The 14,752-nt window shown below is 67.3% G+C and carries 18 protein-coding genes; 9 read left to right on the top strand and 9 right to left on the bottom strand.

Annotation, left to right across the window (positions count from 1 at the left end; all coding sequences use genetic code 11):
- The first annotated feature begins 53 nt into the window (after positions 1-53).
- Entirely contained in the window at positions 54-419 is a 366-nt protein-coding gene (locus ACHAA3_RS10295; protein WP_435708910.1) for a hypothetical protein, read from the top strand.
- A 105-nt stretch (positions 420-524) separates the two neighbouring features.
- Here the strand turns inward: ACHAA3_RS10295 and ACHAA3_RS10290 are convergent, their stop codons facing one another.
- Positions 525-1,169, bottom strand: a complete 645-nt coding sequence (locus tag ACHAA3_RS10290; protein ID WP_435708909.1) for a hypothetical protein — start codon at positions 1,167-1,169, stop codon at positions 525-527.
- 236 nt (positions 1,170-1,405) lie between these two features.
- On the opposite strand from ACHAA3_RS10290, the gene ACHAA3_RS10285 reads away from it, so the two are divergent.
- Positions 1,406-1,921: a putative immunity protein gene (locus ACHAA3_RS10285; RefSeq protein ID WP_435708908.1), complete on the top strand. Its 516-nt coding sequence runs from the start codon at positions 1,406-1,408 to the stop codon at positions 1,919-1,921.
- A 79-nt stretch (positions 1,922-2,000) separates the two neighbouring features.
- Here the strand turns inward: ACHAA3_RS10285 and ACHAA3_RS10280 are convergent, their stop codons facing one another.
- A complete protein-coding gene (locus ACHAA3_RS10280) occupies positions 2,001-2,927 on the bottom strand; it encodes an SDR family NAD(P)-dependent oxidoreductase (RefSeq protein ID WP_435708907.1) in 927 nt (308 codons plus the stop codon).
- Positions 2,928-3,125: 198 nt separating this feature from the next.
- Between ACHAA3_RS10280 and ACHAA3_RS10275 the strand changes: the two genes are divergently transcribed.
- The 4 genes from ACHAA3_RS10275 (at position 3,126) to ACHAA3_RS10260 (ending at position 6,239) form a co-directional block, all read left to right on the top strand.
- A complete protein-coding gene (locus tag ACHAA3_RS10275; protein WP_435708906.1) occupies positions 3,126-3,920 on the top strand; it encodes a helix-turn-helix domain-containing protein in 795 nt (264 codons plus the stop codon).
- Between the two features lie 266 nt (positions 3,921-4,186).
- The gene (locus ACHAA3_RS10270; RefSeq protein WP_435708905.1) at positions 4,187-5,419 is read left to right on the top strand and encodes an NAD(P)/FAD-dependent oxidoreductase; all 1,233 of its coding nucleotides are present in this window, start codon (positions 4,187-4,189) and stop codon (positions 5,417-5,419) included.
- On the top strand, positions 5,416-5,841 hold the full coding sequence (locus tag ACHAA3_RS10265; RefSeq protein ID WP_435708904.1) for a DUF1810 domain-containing protein: 426 nt from the start codon (positions 5,416-5,418) through the stop codon (positions 5,839-5,841). Before ACHAA3_RS10270 ends, ACHAA3_RS10265 begins: the two co-directional genes overlap by 4 nt.
- Positions 5,842-5,900: 59 nt before the next feature.
- Complete coding sequence (locus ACHAA3_RS10260) at positions 5,901-6,239, top strand: hypothetical protein (protein WP_435708903.1); 339 nt, start codon at positions 5,901-5,903, stop codon at positions 6,237-6,239.
- Between the two features lie 34 nt (positions 6,240-6,273).
- On the opposite strand, the gene ACHAA3_RS10255 is transcribed toward ACHAA3_RS10260, so the two are convergent.
- Together ACHAA3_RS10255 and ACHAA3_RS10250 are read right to left on the bottom strand one after the other, a co-directional pair.
- Positions 6,274-6,711 (bottom strand): VOC family protein, encoded by a 438-nt coding sequence (locus tag ACHAA3_RS10255; protein ID WP_435708902.1) that lies wholly within the window; start codon positions 6,709-6,711, stop codon positions 6,274-6,276.
- Between the two features lie 40 nt (positions 6,712-6,751).
- The gene (locus ACHAA3_RS10250; RefSeq protein ID WP_435708921.1) at positions 6,752-7,546 is read right to left on the bottom strand and encodes a MerR family transcriptional regulator; all 795 of its coding nucleotides are present in this window, start codon (positions 7,544-7,546) and stop codon (positions 6,752-6,754) included.
- A gap of 93 nt (positions 7,547-7,639) precedes the next feature.
- On the opposite strand from ACHAA3_RS10250, the gene ACHAA3_RS10245 reads away from it, so the two are divergent.
- Entirely contained in the window at positions 7,640-7,972 is a 333-nt protein-coding gene (locus tag ACHAA3_RS10245; RefSeq protein ID WP_435708900.1) for a nuclear transport factor 2 family protein, read from the top strand.
- Between the two features lie 5 nt (positions 7,973-7,977).
- Here the strand turns inward: ACHAA3_RS10245 and ACHAA3_RS10240 are convergent, their stop codons facing one another.
- Entirely contained in the window at positions 7,978-8,775 is a 798-nt protein-coding gene (locus ACHAA3_RS10240; protein WP_435708899.1) for a DUF1295 domain-containing protein, read from the bottom strand.
- A complete protein-coding gene (locus ACHAA3_RS10235; RefSeq protein WP_435708898.1) occupies positions 8,772-9,203 on the bottom strand; it encodes an SRPBCC family protein in 432 nt (143 codons plus the stop codon). Before ACHAA3_RS10235 ends, ACHAA3_RS10240 begins: the two co-directional genes overlap by 4 nt.
- A gap of 57 nt (positions 9,204-9,260) precedes the next feature.
- Between ACHAA3_RS10235 and ACHAA3_RS10230 the strand changes: the two genes are divergently transcribed.
- Positions 9,261-9,986, top strand: a complete 726-nt coding sequence (locus ACHAA3_RS10230) for a TSUP family transporter (protein ID WP_435708897.1) — start codon at positions 9,261-9,263, stop codon at positions 9,984-9,986.
- 8 nt (positions 9,987-9,994) lie between these two features.
- On the opposite strand, the gene ACHAA3_RS10225 is transcribed toward ACHAA3_RS10230, so the two are convergent.
- Positions 9,995-11,149: a GNAT family N-acetyltransferase gene (locus tag ACHAA3_RS10225; RefSeq protein ID WP_435708896.1), complete on the bottom strand. Its 1,155-nt coding sequence runs from the start codon at positions 11,147-11,149 to the stop codon at positions 9,995-9,997.
- A 74-nt stretch (positions 11,150-11,223) separates the two neighbouring features.
- On the opposite strand from ACHAA3_RS10225, the gene ACHAA3_RS10220 reads away from it, so the two are divergent.
- The gene (locus tag ACHAA3_RS10220; protein ID WP_435708895.1) at positions 11,224-12,405 is read left to right on the top strand and encodes an acyl-CoA dehydrogenase family protein; all 1,182 of its coding nucleotides are present in this window, start codon (positions 11,224-11,226) and stop codon (positions 12,403-12,405) included.
- A gap of 70 nt (positions 12,406-12,475) precedes the next feature.
- On the opposite strand, the gene ACHAA3_RS10215 is transcribed toward ACHAA3_RS10220, so the two are convergent.
- On the bottom strand, positions 12,476-14,116 hold the full coding sequence (locus tag ACHAA3_RS10215) for an MFS transporter (RefSeq protein WP_435708894.1): 1,641 nt from the start codon (positions 14,114-14,116) through the stop codon (positions 12,476-12,478).
- Positions 14,113-14,733, bottom strand: a complete 621-nt coding sequence (locus tag ACHAA3_RS10210; protein WP_435708893.1) for a TetR/AcrR family transcriptional regulator — start codon at positions 14,731-14,733, stop codon at positions 14,113-14,115. Before ACHAA3_RS10210 ends, ACHAA3_RS10215 begins: the two co-directional genes overlap by 4 nt.
- Between the last annotated feature and the right edge of the window lie 19 nt (positions 14,734-14,752).

The raw sequence follows: 14,752 nt of genomic DNA, 5'->3' as shown, positions 1-14,752 counted from the left end.
CGTGCGAAGTCCAACAGCCGCTCTGCAAGCGACACTGACTATCGTTGGGGGCGATGATCACCCGCCGCGCCGCTGCCCAACGCTTGGACATCCCCTTGGAGATGGCCACCCGGCACGGCCTTCCTGCGACGCTCACCCACACTGAGTTGGCCGAGATCGAGGACAGCCCGCCACCGTGGCTGGTTCAGTCGCGCGCCAACCGGACCGGCAAGAAGCCGGTGTGGGTCGATCTGGTGTGCGACGTCTGCGGGTTTGCCGAGAAGGCCCGGCCGAAGAAGTGGTGGCCGGCGTTCACGTACGTCAGTTGCGACTCCCATCAGCCCTCCGACCTACCGAGCCCGCTCCACGGCGCACATCGTACGGAGATGCCGGGGATTGGCAGCCGGTTCGTCGGCTGGGTCGATACACCCATTGACTGAGCCAAGGCCCTGCCCGCCCTGAGAGCACGACGATCTGGCGTTGCGTCACTCCACCGCGATACGGCGCGCTGCCATGACACTGATGGGCGCCGAGTCCAATCGCTGTCAGCGGGTCTCAACAGCCAAGTACCGCAGGTCCAGGTGCGGCGAAGCAATCTGCGCGTAGACGCGCCACAGGAGCTTGTAGGAGCCGGTGAGATCGAGGTTCGACGCGTTGTTCTCCTCTTCGCGACCCCAGACAAGATGACCGCCAAGCGACCGTCCCTCGTGCAGGTGGAAGTTTCGATCGCGAGTAGTCAACGCCCTGCCTGGTTTTTCCCAGAGCGCCTTGTCGTTGGTCAGCAAGATCGCAATGCCGTTTCCGTCCAAGGCCTGCGTAAACCCCTCGACTCGTCGGATGTCCCGAACGACGTTGCGCCGCGCGAGGTCCCGCGCTGCGTGGCTACGAAGAACAAACTCGTCGCCGTCGACTTGGCCGTCACTCGACCATCGTTGAGTGAAGTACTTGAACTCGATGGCGGTTCTAGCGTCGCCCTTGATGCAAAGCATGTCGAGATATGTAGAGGTGCCGTCTAGCCGCACGGGCCGTTCCAGACGAACCTCAATCGCCGGATCAAGCTCTTGTAATGTGTGCCCGAACTCGAACTGCAGGTCCGCCTCAGAATGGAACACCTTCCGACGCAAAGAGAGCCTGCCCATCACGTCAGCAACGGACAGGGATCCTGCAATCGACGCCATTGGTTCGGTCATCTCTCCATCATGGTCCGGAGCGAGGGTCCCGCGCAGGTGTTCAGTTCTCGAAGGTCTCCCGGTCTCGTTTGAGTCAAACGTGTCCGGCCCAACGAGCGCCGATTACTGTCACGGCGCTGCGCAGCGACCAAGGTGTGTCATTCCACCACGTCCAGGATGTTTCAGTTCCGGCCGGAATACGCCTTTCGCCGCCGGGACGGCAGAATGTCTAGGACACAAGACTCGAAAGGCTCTCGATGATCCTGCCGAAAGTTCGCGATCCTCGCCTTGTGACCGTTAGGCGCGGCGGCACGATGACCGACAAGACTCACAGGGCTCTCGCGTTGTGGGCTGCCGCTTGTGCCGAACGCGTTCTTCCGCTCTTCGAGGCGGAGAACCCCAACGACTGGCGACCACGGCATGCCATCGAACGCATTCGTGCGTGGACGCGAGGTGAGTTCGCGATGATGGAGACACGCGAAGCGGGCGGACATGCAATGGGCGCTGCTCGCGATATGCGCGGAGCTGCCCGCTTTGCCGCCTACGCGGCGGGCCAGGCAGCGGTCGTCGCGCACGTTGCCGAGCACGATCTGGGTGCAGCCGCATATGCAATCAAATCCGTCCGCGCGTCAGTCCCAGCTCGCGATAACGATGAAGCAGGACGCCTTGAGTGTCAGTGGCAACGTGATCAGCTCACCGACGACATTCGAGACCTCGTCCTAGAAGATCAGCGCCGGCGCAACGACATCTGCTGGTCCGTATTCGCGTTCTGAACCGACCTCGCCGGTGAACCGCACCGCTCGCGTTGTTCCACTGCGATCGTCCTGGCCACAGCCTCGCCACCGACATCGTTCAGCTGGTGCTCTGCGGGACTTGCTCCAGCCAGCTCCAGAGGGCGCGTTCGCGGTCGGTGTCGTAGGACTCGGCCGACGACGCCATGGTCTTCCTCCGGTGGAGGTAGGAGCCGGTCTCGGCCGGAGTGCCGCCGAGGATGGCGTCGGCGAGCTTCGCGCCTGCGGGCACCGGGGTGTCCACAAGCGGCGTGACGGTGAGCATGGGGATGATCTTGGACATCAGGAAGGGGAAGGCTCCGCCGGTCTCGCGCGCGAGCCCGGTCCCCACCACGAGGCTGGGGTTGTAGGAGACGATATCGATCCCGGCGGGCAGTTGGCGGGCCCACTCGTGGACCAGGTGGATGCCGCCGAGCTTGCTCGTCACGTACGCGCGTCGGCCGGCTCGGACGGTCTCGGAGCGGTCGAACGCTCCGGGTCGGGAGATCTCGGGGATGGCCCATCGGGGTGCGGGCATGGTCCCTGCGGTGTGCCGGAGGTCGCCGAAGTGGGCGTCGCTGACCGTGACGATGATGCGCGCCGGTGCCTGGATGTGGGGGTGCAGCTGCCGTAGGAGCTGGTGGGTGGACATGACGTTCACGGCGAAGGTCCTCTCGTATCCGTCGACGGTGCTCTGCATCGCGTTGGAGAGGTGAACGCCCGCGTTGAAGACGAGCCCGTTCAGTGCGGGCAGGTCACCCGAGTCGAGAAGATCCTCCAGCGCTGCCCCTGCAGCGGCGACGCTCGCCCTGCTCGATAGATCGACGTCGACCGTCGAGACGTGCGGCGAGATGTCCAGCAGACCCGGCAGGACCTCAGCAGCGGACGACCCTCGTCCAAGGACGACGAGATGGGTGTCGCGTTGGCGGCGCAAGATCTCTCGTGCCGCTTCGAGACCGATGCCGCGGGTGGCGCCGGTCATGACGATGGTTCGGATTGCAGTGGTCATCTCATGCCTCTGTGTCGTGGGAAGGGTCGGTCGTCGCATGGGCGGCGCCAGAAACCCCGTCGGGGCTTCCGGGGCGCTTTGCCCCATGTCTTTGATCCTGTGGGTGGGCACCAGAGGTAGGAAGGCCCTGCTGAGGCTGGCACCGACAGGGCCAAGCAACCAACGTTCGGGACGCTCGAGCCGTGGGAGCATAGACCCGTGGAGGCGAAGGGTCGACCCGAGCTCGGGGAGTTCCTGCGCCACCGGCGAGCCCTGATGACTCCGCCTGACCGGCCCGGCAGGGAGCGCGTTTCGGCGCGGCGCGTGCCGGGTCTGCGCCGCCAAGAGCTCTCCGACATCGCCGCGATCTCGGTGGAGTACTACACCCGCCTCGAGCAGGGCCGCGCGCCCCGACCCTCGCGGGAGATCCTCGGTGCGTTGGGACGAGCCTTCGAGCTCTCCACGGTCGAGAACGAGCACCTGTTCCGGCTCGCCGGTGAGCTACCCCCGCAACCGCGTGCCCCCGCCGCGAAGATCCGACCCGGCATACGCCAGCTGCTCGACGGCCTGGACGACACCATGCCCGTCACCGTCCACGACGGCCGACTCGACATGCTGGCGTTCAACGCGGCCGCGGCGGACCTGCTCGGGCCCATCTTCAGCGACGGACTCTTTGGCAACAACATCGTCTATCAGGCGTTCATGTCGGCAGGACTCCGCGACGTGCTCGGAGAGGAGGGAGCGGAGCAGTTGGCCCGGGTGGCCGCCGCCGAGCTTCGCAGGGCCCTCAGCATCTATCCAGACGACGAACATCTTCGGTCCGTGTTCCGCGATCTGTCCACGCGCAGTCCTGAGTTCAGCCGGCACTGGGAGCGAGGAGAGGTTGGGACGTGGAGGTCCGCGACGAAGCGGGTCACTCATCCGACCAGAGGTGTGCTGGCCTTCGACACCGAGATGCTGCACGACCCCGAGAGCGACCACTGGGTCATGCTCTTCACACCCCGCTCCGAGTGACCTGTAGATGCGTGTCATCTCCCGGGCGGGGCGTCAGTGGCGCGGGCGAGGAGCCATCCGGAGAAACCTCGGAGAGCAGCCGATAGGGCCAGAAGCGCGAGCCCTGCTATCAGGAGGCGCTTGATCGAGTCCGCCACGGAAAACCCCTACCGAGGGTCCGACGAGCGCTTGGGCGCGTCCGTGCTCCGCGTCAGGGTGGCAACGTTGCGTGTGCGATCTGATCGCTTCGCCTGTGGCGAGTCAGTGAATGTGGGTACGGAACGAGTATGGAATCAATCGCAAATAAGCCGTTCGGCCTTCTCGTCATCGGCAGCGGGCCGGCGGGTGTGCACGCAGCCGCGTCGTACGTCGAAGCAGGTGGGCCGGGCCGGGTCTGCCTCGTCTCGGACGATGCGGACGCGCCCTACGAGCGCCCGCCGCTGTCCAAGACCGTGCTGGCCGGTGAGGAGCCTGCCGAGGGTTCGCCGATTCTCGACGATGACTCGGTCTGGTCGCGCATCGACCGCCGGCTGGGCACCTACGTCGAGGCACTGGACACTGACCGACGTCAGGTCCGGACTTCTCAGGGTGACGAGCTGAGCTACGACCGGCTGATCGTGGCGACGGGATCGCGGCCAAGCGCATTGCCGGGCGCCGATCCCGATTCGCGGGTGTTCACCCTGCGCAGCCTCGAGCACGCCCGAAGTCTGGTCGACGCGGTGGAGGGTGCACGGTCCGTGGTCGTGGTGGGGTCGGGCTTCATCGGCTGCGAGGCGGCTGCCTCGCTGGCGAGCCGCGGCCTTCGCCCGATCCTCGTCACGCCAGAACCGGTGCCTCAGGCGGCGCGGCTGGGGGACTGGGTGGGGTCCCGGATCACGGAGTGGTTGGAGTCGGCGGGCGTCGAGCTGCGGCCTGGCGTCAAGGTCGACAAGGTCGAGCAGCCGGCCTCGGTACATCTGGAGGACGGATCGGTGATCGAGGCCGACCTGGTCCTGGCTGCCGTAGGAGTGACGCAGTCCCAAGGGTTCCTCGCAGAGTCCGGACTCCTGGTCGAGGATGATCACCTTGCCGTCGATGCGCAGCTGCGGACCAGCGACCCGCACGTGTGGGCCGCCGGAGACGTGGCCCGGGCACGCCATGCGGTGCTCGGTCGATCGCTGAGCGTGGAGCACTGGGGCGATGCGATCACGATGGGCCAGCTGGCCGGTAGCAACGCGGCAGCCCAGGGCCCGGACGGCTCCGGATCCTCGGCTGAGTGGACGGACCCGCCTGGTTTCTGGAGCGAGATCGGCGGACACACGCTGAAGTACTCCGCGTGGGGCGACGGCTTCGAGCAATTTCGGGTCGTCGAGCACCCGGACGAGGCCTTCACCGTCTGGTACGCCGACGCAGGTGGTGAGGTCGTCGGCGTGCTCACCCACGAGCGCGATGAGGACTACGAACGCGGGACGGAGCTGTTGAGCCGGAGAGCGAGCCTGACTGAGGCGCTCGGCGACTCGGCGCCGGAGAAATCGTCGTGACTGCGCCGGATCTGGAACGCTTCGTGCTGGCGCAGGACGACGGAGGGATCTTCGCGCAGGCCCTCGCCGAGATCCAGGTGGGGCAAAAGTCGAGTCACTGGATGTGGTTCATCTTCCCGCAGATCAAAGGTCTCGGCCACAGCGCGATCGCCCGGACGTACGCCCTCTCCGGTCTCGAGGAGGCCCGCGAGTACCTGGCCCATCCGGTGCTCGGACCTCGACTTCGTCAGTGCTGCGCAGCCGTCCTCGCCCTCGAAGGTTCGACGGCCGAGCAGGTGTTCGGCTCGGTGGACGCGATCAAGCTACGGTCCTCCATGACGCTGTTCGCCCGGGCTGCTCCTGAGGATCCCGTGTTCGTCGAGGTGCTGGACAGGTTCTTCGGTGGCGAGGCTGACGCAGCCACCGACGAGCTGCTGGCCTGACCAGCGTGTGCGCTCCACGAGCCGCGCACGTGGCCCGATCATCCCCGTAGCCTGAGTCGATGTCGCATATCGTGATTCATGACGCGGACGTACCGACCGGTCGCGGACCTCACCCGGCCGCCAGTCCGTTCGACAAGCGCATCAGCGAGCTCTTGAGCATCCGAAACTTCGAGATCTACAAGGTGGAGCTGCCTCCGGGCGGGACCACCGAGCCCCATGACCACTTCGATGACGGGGTGGAAGACGTCTACGCGATCGTTCGCGGTGGCGGCTGGGTCGTCATCGATGGCGAAGAGACGCTTGTTGGCGTCGGACACTTCGTCGCCGTGACGAAGGAGTCAACGCGATTCATCAGAGCAGGCGCAGACGGCTGTGACCTCATAGCCGTCTGCGCGTGACGACGAGACCTGGCGGACTTGGCGGGAGGAGCCGTCAGTCGAGACAGAACTCATTGCCCTCGGGGTCGTGCATCGTGATGAACCCAGCCTCCATGCCGCCGTCGGGCTCGACGCGGTAGGCCACCTCGGCGCCCAGCGCCACGAGCCGCTCGGCCTCCGTGCCCAGTGCCGCCATGCGTTCGTCGCCAGTCAGACCGGGCGCGGCGCGCACGTCGAGGTGCAGGCGGTTCTTGCTGGCCTTGCCCTCGGGCACGCGCTGGAAGAACAGTCGGGGTCCCGAGCTGTCGGCCGGCAGCAGGGCCGAGCGGCTGTTCCATTGCTCCTCGGGGACGCCCCAAGCCTGCAGGGCAGCGTCCCAGGAGTCGAAACCGTCGGGCGGCGGTTGCAGCACGTACCCCAGCGCATCCGCCCAGAAGTGGGCGAGCGCATCGGGATCGGCACAGTCGAAGGTGATCTGGAGTTCGAGGCTCATGCTCGCAGTCTGGTCCCGACCACCGACGAAATCACCCTTTTCAGTCCTGGATCGGCCAGCCGATCTCCGTGACGCCCTCGCCGCCGGGGACTCCGGCGAGGTAGATCTCCCGCACGGGACCGTCAGCGCCCGTCTCGTGTCGAGCGACGTGCTGACCGAGGTCGGCGTAGACCTGCCCAACCGTCGCGTCGGGGCCGGAGTGCGTGGCGACTGCGAGCAGCACGGCTGGGAGAAGCTCGAAGCGCACCCGTCCGGCATCATCTCGTTGCGGGTCGACGCTGACCGGGTGGAACAGAGCCACCTCGCCGGCCTCGTCGAGGATCAGGTCCGTCGACCACAGGCCGCCCATCGGCCCCGACGGGGCTGCCCTGGTCGACGTCAGGGCGCGATCGAGTTCTGCCCGTGCATCGGTAAACCAGACCCCCAGATTCGAGAGATTGATGTGGTCTCGGAGGACCAGTGCGGGTGTCTCACCGACCTGTCGACGCTCGATCACCGCCGTCACGTGCTCGGCATCCAGCAGGCTCCGCAGCGCCGTCACGGCGTCGCGGGTCTCGGTGAGGCGTTCCTCCATGACCTGCAGATGCTGCGCGATGAGCTGCGATCTGTGGTCGGGGGAGTCCGCGGCGAGGATCCGGCCGATGATGTCGAGGGGCATCTCCAAGGATCGGAAGTGTCGGATCAGGTGCGCCTGGGTGACCTGCTCGGCGGCATACGACCGGTACCCGGTGACGTCGTCGACGAACGCCGGTTCCAGCAGCCCGAGCCGGTGGTAGTGGCGCAACGCCTTGGCGCTCAGGCGCGTCGCACGGCTGAAGTCGCCGATGTTCATCATCGAGGTCACCACCCCATTCTTGACCTTCCCCTTGGAGCAGGGGCCAGCGTGGGACCGCAGCGACGATCCACGCATCACCACCTCAGGAGAACCATGACCACGCACGTGCCCGCCACCGTCGAGTCCTACTTCGCCGTCATCGACAGCGATGCCCCCGAGAAGGCGGTCGACTCGTTCACCGACGATGCCCTGGTCACCGACGATGGCACCACGTATCGCGGCCGGGCCGAGATCCTGGCCTGGCTCACCGGCGCGGCCACCGCGTTCGAGTACGTCTCGAGCCGGTTGTCCGTGCAGACCACGGAGCACACCACGACAGTCACGAATCGTCTCACCGGCAACTTTCCGGGCGGTCAGGTCGACCTGGAGCACGTGTTCAGCCTCGATGAGCACGGCCTGATCCGACGGCTGACGATCAGCGCCTGAGCACCTCAGCCCGTCTTGATCCACGGGAAGAAGAACGCGACCCGCTTCTGGTAGTCGCGGTAGCCCGGACGCTCCGCCATGTGGTCCTCGGTGCGCTTGGCTCCGGTGGCGTACATCAGGAAGTAGCTCATCGCGGCGGGCGCAGGCAGGGTGAACAAGGCGCCGGGGGAGGCCGCCGAGGCCACCCAAACCCCGTCCCACATCAGGGAGTCGCCGAAGTAGTTGGGGTGACGGGTCACGCCCCACAGACCCGTGTCGAGCACGTCGGGCCGCTCGTCGCGGTCGCGCGCCATGTATGCGGCCTTCTGACGGTCGGCGAGTGCCTCGACCACGGCGCCGGTCGCAGCCACGCTGAGACCGAGCGGAACGAGCCAGCGGCGCGCAGAGCGCGGCAGCGTGCTGGCGGCGGCCAGTTGCACGGGAGCGGAGACGAGCAGCTGCGCCAGACCCTGGGTGACGAACACCTTGGTGACGACCTTGGGGGCCGAGTCGCCCTCGATGAAGTCCGCATAGCGGGGGTCTTCCTCGTCCGAGCCGCGGAGCCGGCCCGTCATCAGGCGCTCGAGGCGGATCGCCCACGCGCCGGTCAGCGCGGCCGTGCCCCAGCGACGCGATGCGTCACCGGTACCCGTGGCGGCGCTGATCAGCGCGATCCCTGCCAGGCCAGGACCCCACGCGGCGTCCGCGTAGTCGCGGCGGCCGTCGCGCATGCCCAACGTCGCGGTCACGGCCTGCAGTGCCGTGACCGCCACGGCGGACCGGCCCGCGATCGTGCGCAGGTTGGCCCAGTCGACGGTGCTCACAGACGGTTGAGGACGGTGACCATGTCCTCTTCGGTGTCGGAGCCGATCTTCTCGAAGACGAGCTTGACGAACGGGGTCGCCAGCCTGGCGGCGCCCGACATCTCGATGTTCGCCTCGTAGGTGATCTCGCTGCCCGAGCCGCTGGGCACGATGTCGATCGTGTCGGTCGTCCTGGCGGTCTCGTTCGAGCCCATGAACTGCACGCGCGAGTCGGTCAGCTCGGTGAGCTCGTACGTCAGCTCGGTCGAGACGCCCGCGATCTTCGACGTGTTGTGCCAGGTGCTGCCCACCTGCACGGGGCCGGATCCATTGCGATCGCACGCCTCGGTGCCCGGATCCCACTCGGTCGCGTGGGAGAAATCCTTGAGGTACTCGATGACGGTGGCCGGCGCGGGCTTGACGGTGAAGGTCCTGCTGATCTTGGTCATGGCGCAGGAGTACCCACTGGGCGGTTGGGCCAATCGGCGCGCGGCTAGGGTGGGGCGGTGGCAGGTGTGGGGGTCGGGGCGCTTCTCGTCGTCGCGATGGCCGTGCTGATCGGCGCGATGACCCAGACCTCGGTCGGCCTCGGTCTCGGCCTGGTGTCAGCCCCGTTCATGACCATCGCGACCCCGTCGCTGATGCCTGGTGCGCTCATCATGCTGGCCGCGACCCTGCCGTTCTTCACCCTGGTCCGAGAGCACCGCGACATCGACTGGTTCGGTCTCGGCTGGGCCATGCCATGGCGCGTCGTCGGCACGGTCGCCGGAGTCTGGATCATCACCCAGGTCACGACCAGCAATCTCGAACGCATCGTGGGGGTCGTCGTGCTTCTCGGCGTCCTGCTGACCGCACGCGCGGTGGTCGTCCCGATCAACCGGGGAACCCTGGGTGTGGCGGGGTTCGTCAGTGGTGTGACGGGAACCGCCACGTCGATCGGTGGACCACCGTTCGCCCTGCTCTACCAGCACCGGCCACCGCACCAGATCCGTTCCACGATCGCAGTGTTCTTCACGGTGGGAGCGATCCTGAGCCTGATCGGCCTGGGCATCGCCGGTGAGCTGACCCGCGACGAGGTCGAGGCCGCCGCGGTCCTGGTCCCGGTGCTGGCGATCGGGGTGCTCGCGGGCACCCGGTTGCGGTCGCGGCTGCCACTCAGCGTGATGCGCCCCGCGCTGCTGCTGATCAGCGGCGCCTCGGCCGTGGTGCTGGTCGTGCGGTCGTTCTTCTGACCTGACGATCAGAAGTAGTCGCGGATGTGCGGTTGGCGGCTGCCGAACAGGAAGTCCCAGAACTCATCGTCGCCGGTATCGCCCGTCAGGTGGCCCAGACGTCGCAGCGCTGCGGACCGTTGGGCTCCGGAGATGGTCAGGGCCAACCCTGCTGCGTCCAGCGACCGTGCGGCGCCGACGTCGGCGGACTGCACCTGGGCCCGCCCCGCGGACACCTCCAGCACGTGGCCCGTCCCCTTCCACGAGAACGGCATCCCGACCTCGAGGCCGTCGGGGTAGTGCATCCGTTCGAGCACCCCGACGTCCAGCACGGCCATCGCATAGGAACTGCGATGCACCTGCTGGATCGATCCCTGCCGCAGCAGCTGTCTCCACTCCGGGTCACCCGACGTGCGGATCACCGTCGTGTCGGCCACCGAGCTGAACGAGCTGATCGACCTCATCAGGGACACGAGGCTGGCAGGGTCGTCTGCGTGCAGGTCCCACACCTTGATGCTCGCCTCGGCGCCGTAACCCCTGCCGCGGTCCCAGGCCACGTAGCCCGAGATGGCCCCGGGACTGGACTCGGCCACCGTGAAGCCGGTGACCGATGAGATGACCGTCTGGTCGGGGTCGGGGAACGACTCACCCAGGCGGGTCAGGGGTCCGTTGTGGTCGGCGGCCCAGCGACGGTAGACCTCGCGGATCCCGGGCAGGTCGGCGGCGGTGGCGCGCCGCGTCGGCACGGTGTCGCCGGGAACGGCCAGGGCCAGGGTCGGCACCCGCAGCTCCATCAGGTCCACGATCGGGGCGTAGCCGAAGCGTCGGTAGATGCCCGGCGAGGTGGGGTACAGCGTGCTGAGCAGGGCGCCGCGCTCACGGGCGCCGTTCGACATCGCCTCGAACAAGGGGCTCAGCAGGCCGTGGCCCCGCGATTCTGCCTGCACCGTCACGCTGCTCACGCCCGCCGTGGGGATCTGGGCTCCGCCGAACCAGCTGTCGTAGTGCCGCTCGCTGACGGCGGCCCGCAGCTGCCCGTCGACCTCGGTCACGTACGTGCTGCGGCCCTTGCGCTCGGAGAAGGGGATGCGCGGGTGAGGGTCGTCCCAGTCGCCGAACCCCTCGACGAACAGTCGTCGGATGGGTTCGTCGTCGCGGACTTCGAGAGGTCGGATGGTCGCCATGGTCTGATCGTGCCAAATTCGGACCCGGTCAGCGGCAGCGGGCCGGACGGCCCATCGCCGTCTAGGTTGGTCGCATGGACCTGACCGACACTCCCTTTTCCGACTTCCTCGGTTTTGAGCTGATGCTGCCCGAGCAGGACCGCGAGCTGCTCAGCGGCGTGCGATCGTTCATGACCCGCCAGATCGAGCCGATCATCAACGACTACTGGACGCGCGCGGAGTTCCCGCACGAGATCATCAAGCCGATGGCCGAGCTCGGCATCGCGGGCCTGTCCTACGACGGTCCGGGCTGCCCCAACCGCGGCGGTCTGGTCAACGGCATGGTCGCGATGGAGATGGGGCGCATCGACCCGTCGATCGGCACCTTCATGGGCGTGCACGGAGGTCTGGCGATGGGATCGATCGACCTGTGCGGATCGGCCGAGCAGAAGGAGCGCTGGCTGCCGGCCATGGCGCGCATGGAGCTGATCGGCGCCTTCGGCCTGACCGAGCCCGAGGTCGGTTCGGCCATCGCCGGGGGACTGGCGACCACGGCTCGCCGCGACGGTGACGACTGGATCCTCGATGGTGAGAAGAAATGGATCGGCAATGCCGCGTTCGCCGACCTGGTGATCATCTGGGCCCGCGACGAGGCCGACGAGCAGGTGAAGGGCTTCGTGGTCGAGAAGGGCACCGAGGGCATGACCTTCACCAAGCAGGAGGACAAGATCGCGCTGCGCGTCGTGCAGAACGCCGAGATCCACCTGTCCGGCGTGCGGGTGCCCGAGGCCAATCGGCTGCAGGACGCCAACTCGTTCGCCGACACCGCCCGGGTCCTGCGGGTGACCCGCATGGACGTGGCCTGGCAGGCCACCGGCTGCGCACGCGGCGCCTTCGAGCATGCCCTGCAGTACACGACGAACCGCCAGCAGTTCGGCAAGTCGATCGGCTCGTTCCAGCTGGTGCAGGACTTGCTGGTCAGGATGCTCAGCAACGTCACGTCGTCCATCGCGATGAACGTGCGGGCCTCACAGCTGCAGGACGCCGGGGTGCTCAAGGACGAGCACGCATCACTGTGCAAGGTGCACAGCACGGTCACGATGCGCGAGACCGTCGGCTGGGCCCGCGAGGTGCTCGGCGGCAACGGGATCCTGCTGGAGCACCACGTCGGCCGGTTCGTGGCCGATGCGGAGGCCATCTACTCCTACGAGGGCACGCGCGAGATCAACACGCTGATCGTGGGCCGCGCCATCACCGGCGAGGGCGCGTTCGTCTAGGGTCCAAATTTTGTGACGTAGTTCGGCAGTGGGTGCGAAGCCACTGACGATCTACGTCACAAAATTTGGGTCAGACGGGGGCGCCGTCGGTGGCGAGCTCCTCGTGCTTGACGTTCAGCATGATCCAGATGATCGCCGAGGCGGTCCAGACCATGAAGGCGCCGACGAGGAAGGCTGACGTCGCGCCCTCGGCGAAGGCCGCCTGGCCGATCAGGGCCTCGAGCCGTTCGCCGAAGTCGGCCGACGGCACTCCGCCGGCGGGAGTTGCCGCCTGGACTGCGGCGCCGACCTCTTCACCCCGGTTGCTGCTGAAGTGCAGCGCGACGGTGGACAGGCCAGCGAGTCCGATGGCGCCACCGACCTGCTGCATCGTGTTGAGCACGCCCGAGCCGATGCCCGAGTCCTCGGCGGGGATGCCGTGCACGGCGACCAGGGTCATCGTCACGAACACCAGGCCCATGCCGAAGGCCATCAGCACGATGAACGGGGCGATCTGCGTCCAGTAGTTGACGCTGTCGCTCAGCGTCCCGTTCCCCATCGCCACCTGCATCAGGTTGGCCGGGCTGTCATCGACCGAGATCCGGGAGAATCCCAGCAGGGCGAAGCCCGACAGGATCGTGCCGGTTCCGGCGATGAACCGCGGATCCATGTGAGCGATCAGCTTCGAGGACAACGTGGCACCGGCGATGATGCCGACCGTGAAGGGCAGGAATGCGAAGCCCGTGTGCAGGGGGCTGTAGCCCAGCACGTTCTGCACCAGCAGCGACAGGAAGAAGAACATCGCGAACATGGCCGCCGGTGTGATCATCATGGCCAGGAAGGCGGTGGCGCGGGCGCGGTTGGCGAAGATGAAAAGCGGCAGCAGCGGGTTCTTGATCCTCGACTCGAGCACGACGAACCCGACGAGCAGCACGGCTGCCAGGACCAGGGCCGAGATCGTGAACGTGTCGTTCCAGCCGTAGCGCTCGTCGCCGGCTCGCGAGAGTCCGTAGACCAGGGCGCTGATGCCCACGGTGCCGGTGACGGCGCCGGGAATGTCCAGCGACATGCGTCGCGGCGTGCTCTCGGGCAGGAAGCGCGGCGCGACCCAGGCAGCGACCAGACCGATCGGGACGTTGATGAGGAACGTCAGGCGCCAGCCCTCGAGCCCGGAGATCTCCAGCCCGGTCAGCCAGCCGCCGAGGATCAGGCCGATGGCAGCTCCGACTCCCGACAGGGCGGCGTAGATGCTGAAGGCACGGTTGCGCAGTGGGCCGGCCGGGAAGGTCGTGGTGATCAGGGCCAGTGCTGCGGGGGCGGCCATGGCCGCACCCACGCCCTGCAGTCCGCGCGATCCGAGCAGCATCGCTTCGTTCTGCGCGATGCCACCGAGTGCGGACGCGGCGGAGAAGACGAGCAGTCCGATCATGAAGATGCGACGGCGACCGAACAGGTCGGCCAGGCGGCCGCCGAGCAGCAGCAGGCCACCGAAGGCCAGGGCGTAGCCGGTGACGATCCACTGCAGGTTGGCCGGACCGATGTCCAGGTCGCTGGCGATGTAGGGCAGGGCGATGTTGGCGATGGTGCTGTCGAGCACGACCATCAGCTGCGCCATGCAGATGATGACCAGGGCCCAGCCGAGGCGGCGGGAGGTCTCGGGCGGCACCGCGGCGGGGTCGACGATCTTCTCGCCGTCTCCGTCCATCGTGTCGTTGGTCGTGATGTCGGTCATGAGAGGTCTTTCTGAGAGGGGGAGGATCGAAGGACGGCGGGCAGGATGATCTGGTCGACCGCGGTGGTGATGGTCTCGGGGCTGGGCTGTTCGCCCATGACGAACTGGCGATGCAAGATGATGCCGGCGAGCGCAGGGCCGATGACGTCGATGTCGACGTCATCGCGCAGCTCGCCGCGGTCGCGGGCCCGGGTGAACAGCTGCCGGGTCAGCTCGGTCTTGGGACCGAGGAACTGGGTGCGGAAGCCCTCGGCGAACTCGGCGTCACGCGTCAGGGCAGTGAGCATGCTGCTGAACACGGCCATCTGTCGCTCGTCGGTGAGTCCGCCGTGGCCGCAGTGCGAGGCGATGAGGTCCCCGCGCAGGGTGCCGGTGTCGGGCAGGTCGCCGATCGGTCCCTTCTGGGCGAGGACGGCCTCGAGGACGAGACTGGCCTTGGTCTCCCACCGGCGGTACAGCGTGGCCTTCGACGCCTTGGCGGCCGAGGCCACCGCGTCCATCGTCAGCCGGTCGTAGCCGACCTCGGCGAGCACGTCGAGGGCGGCTTCGAGGATCTCCCGCTCACGCTCGCCCTCCACCCGAGGTCGGGCGGCGGCTGCTGATTCTGCCGGGGTCATGGGTACTCCTGACGGCGCA

It is taken from the genome of Aeromicrobium sp. CF3.5 (genome assembly GCF_051262695.1).
Lineage (GTDB): Bacteria > Actinomycetota > Actinomycetes > Propionibacteriales > Nocardioidaceae > Aeromicrobium.
This window is presented reverse-complemented; position numbering and strand designations above follow the sequence as displayed.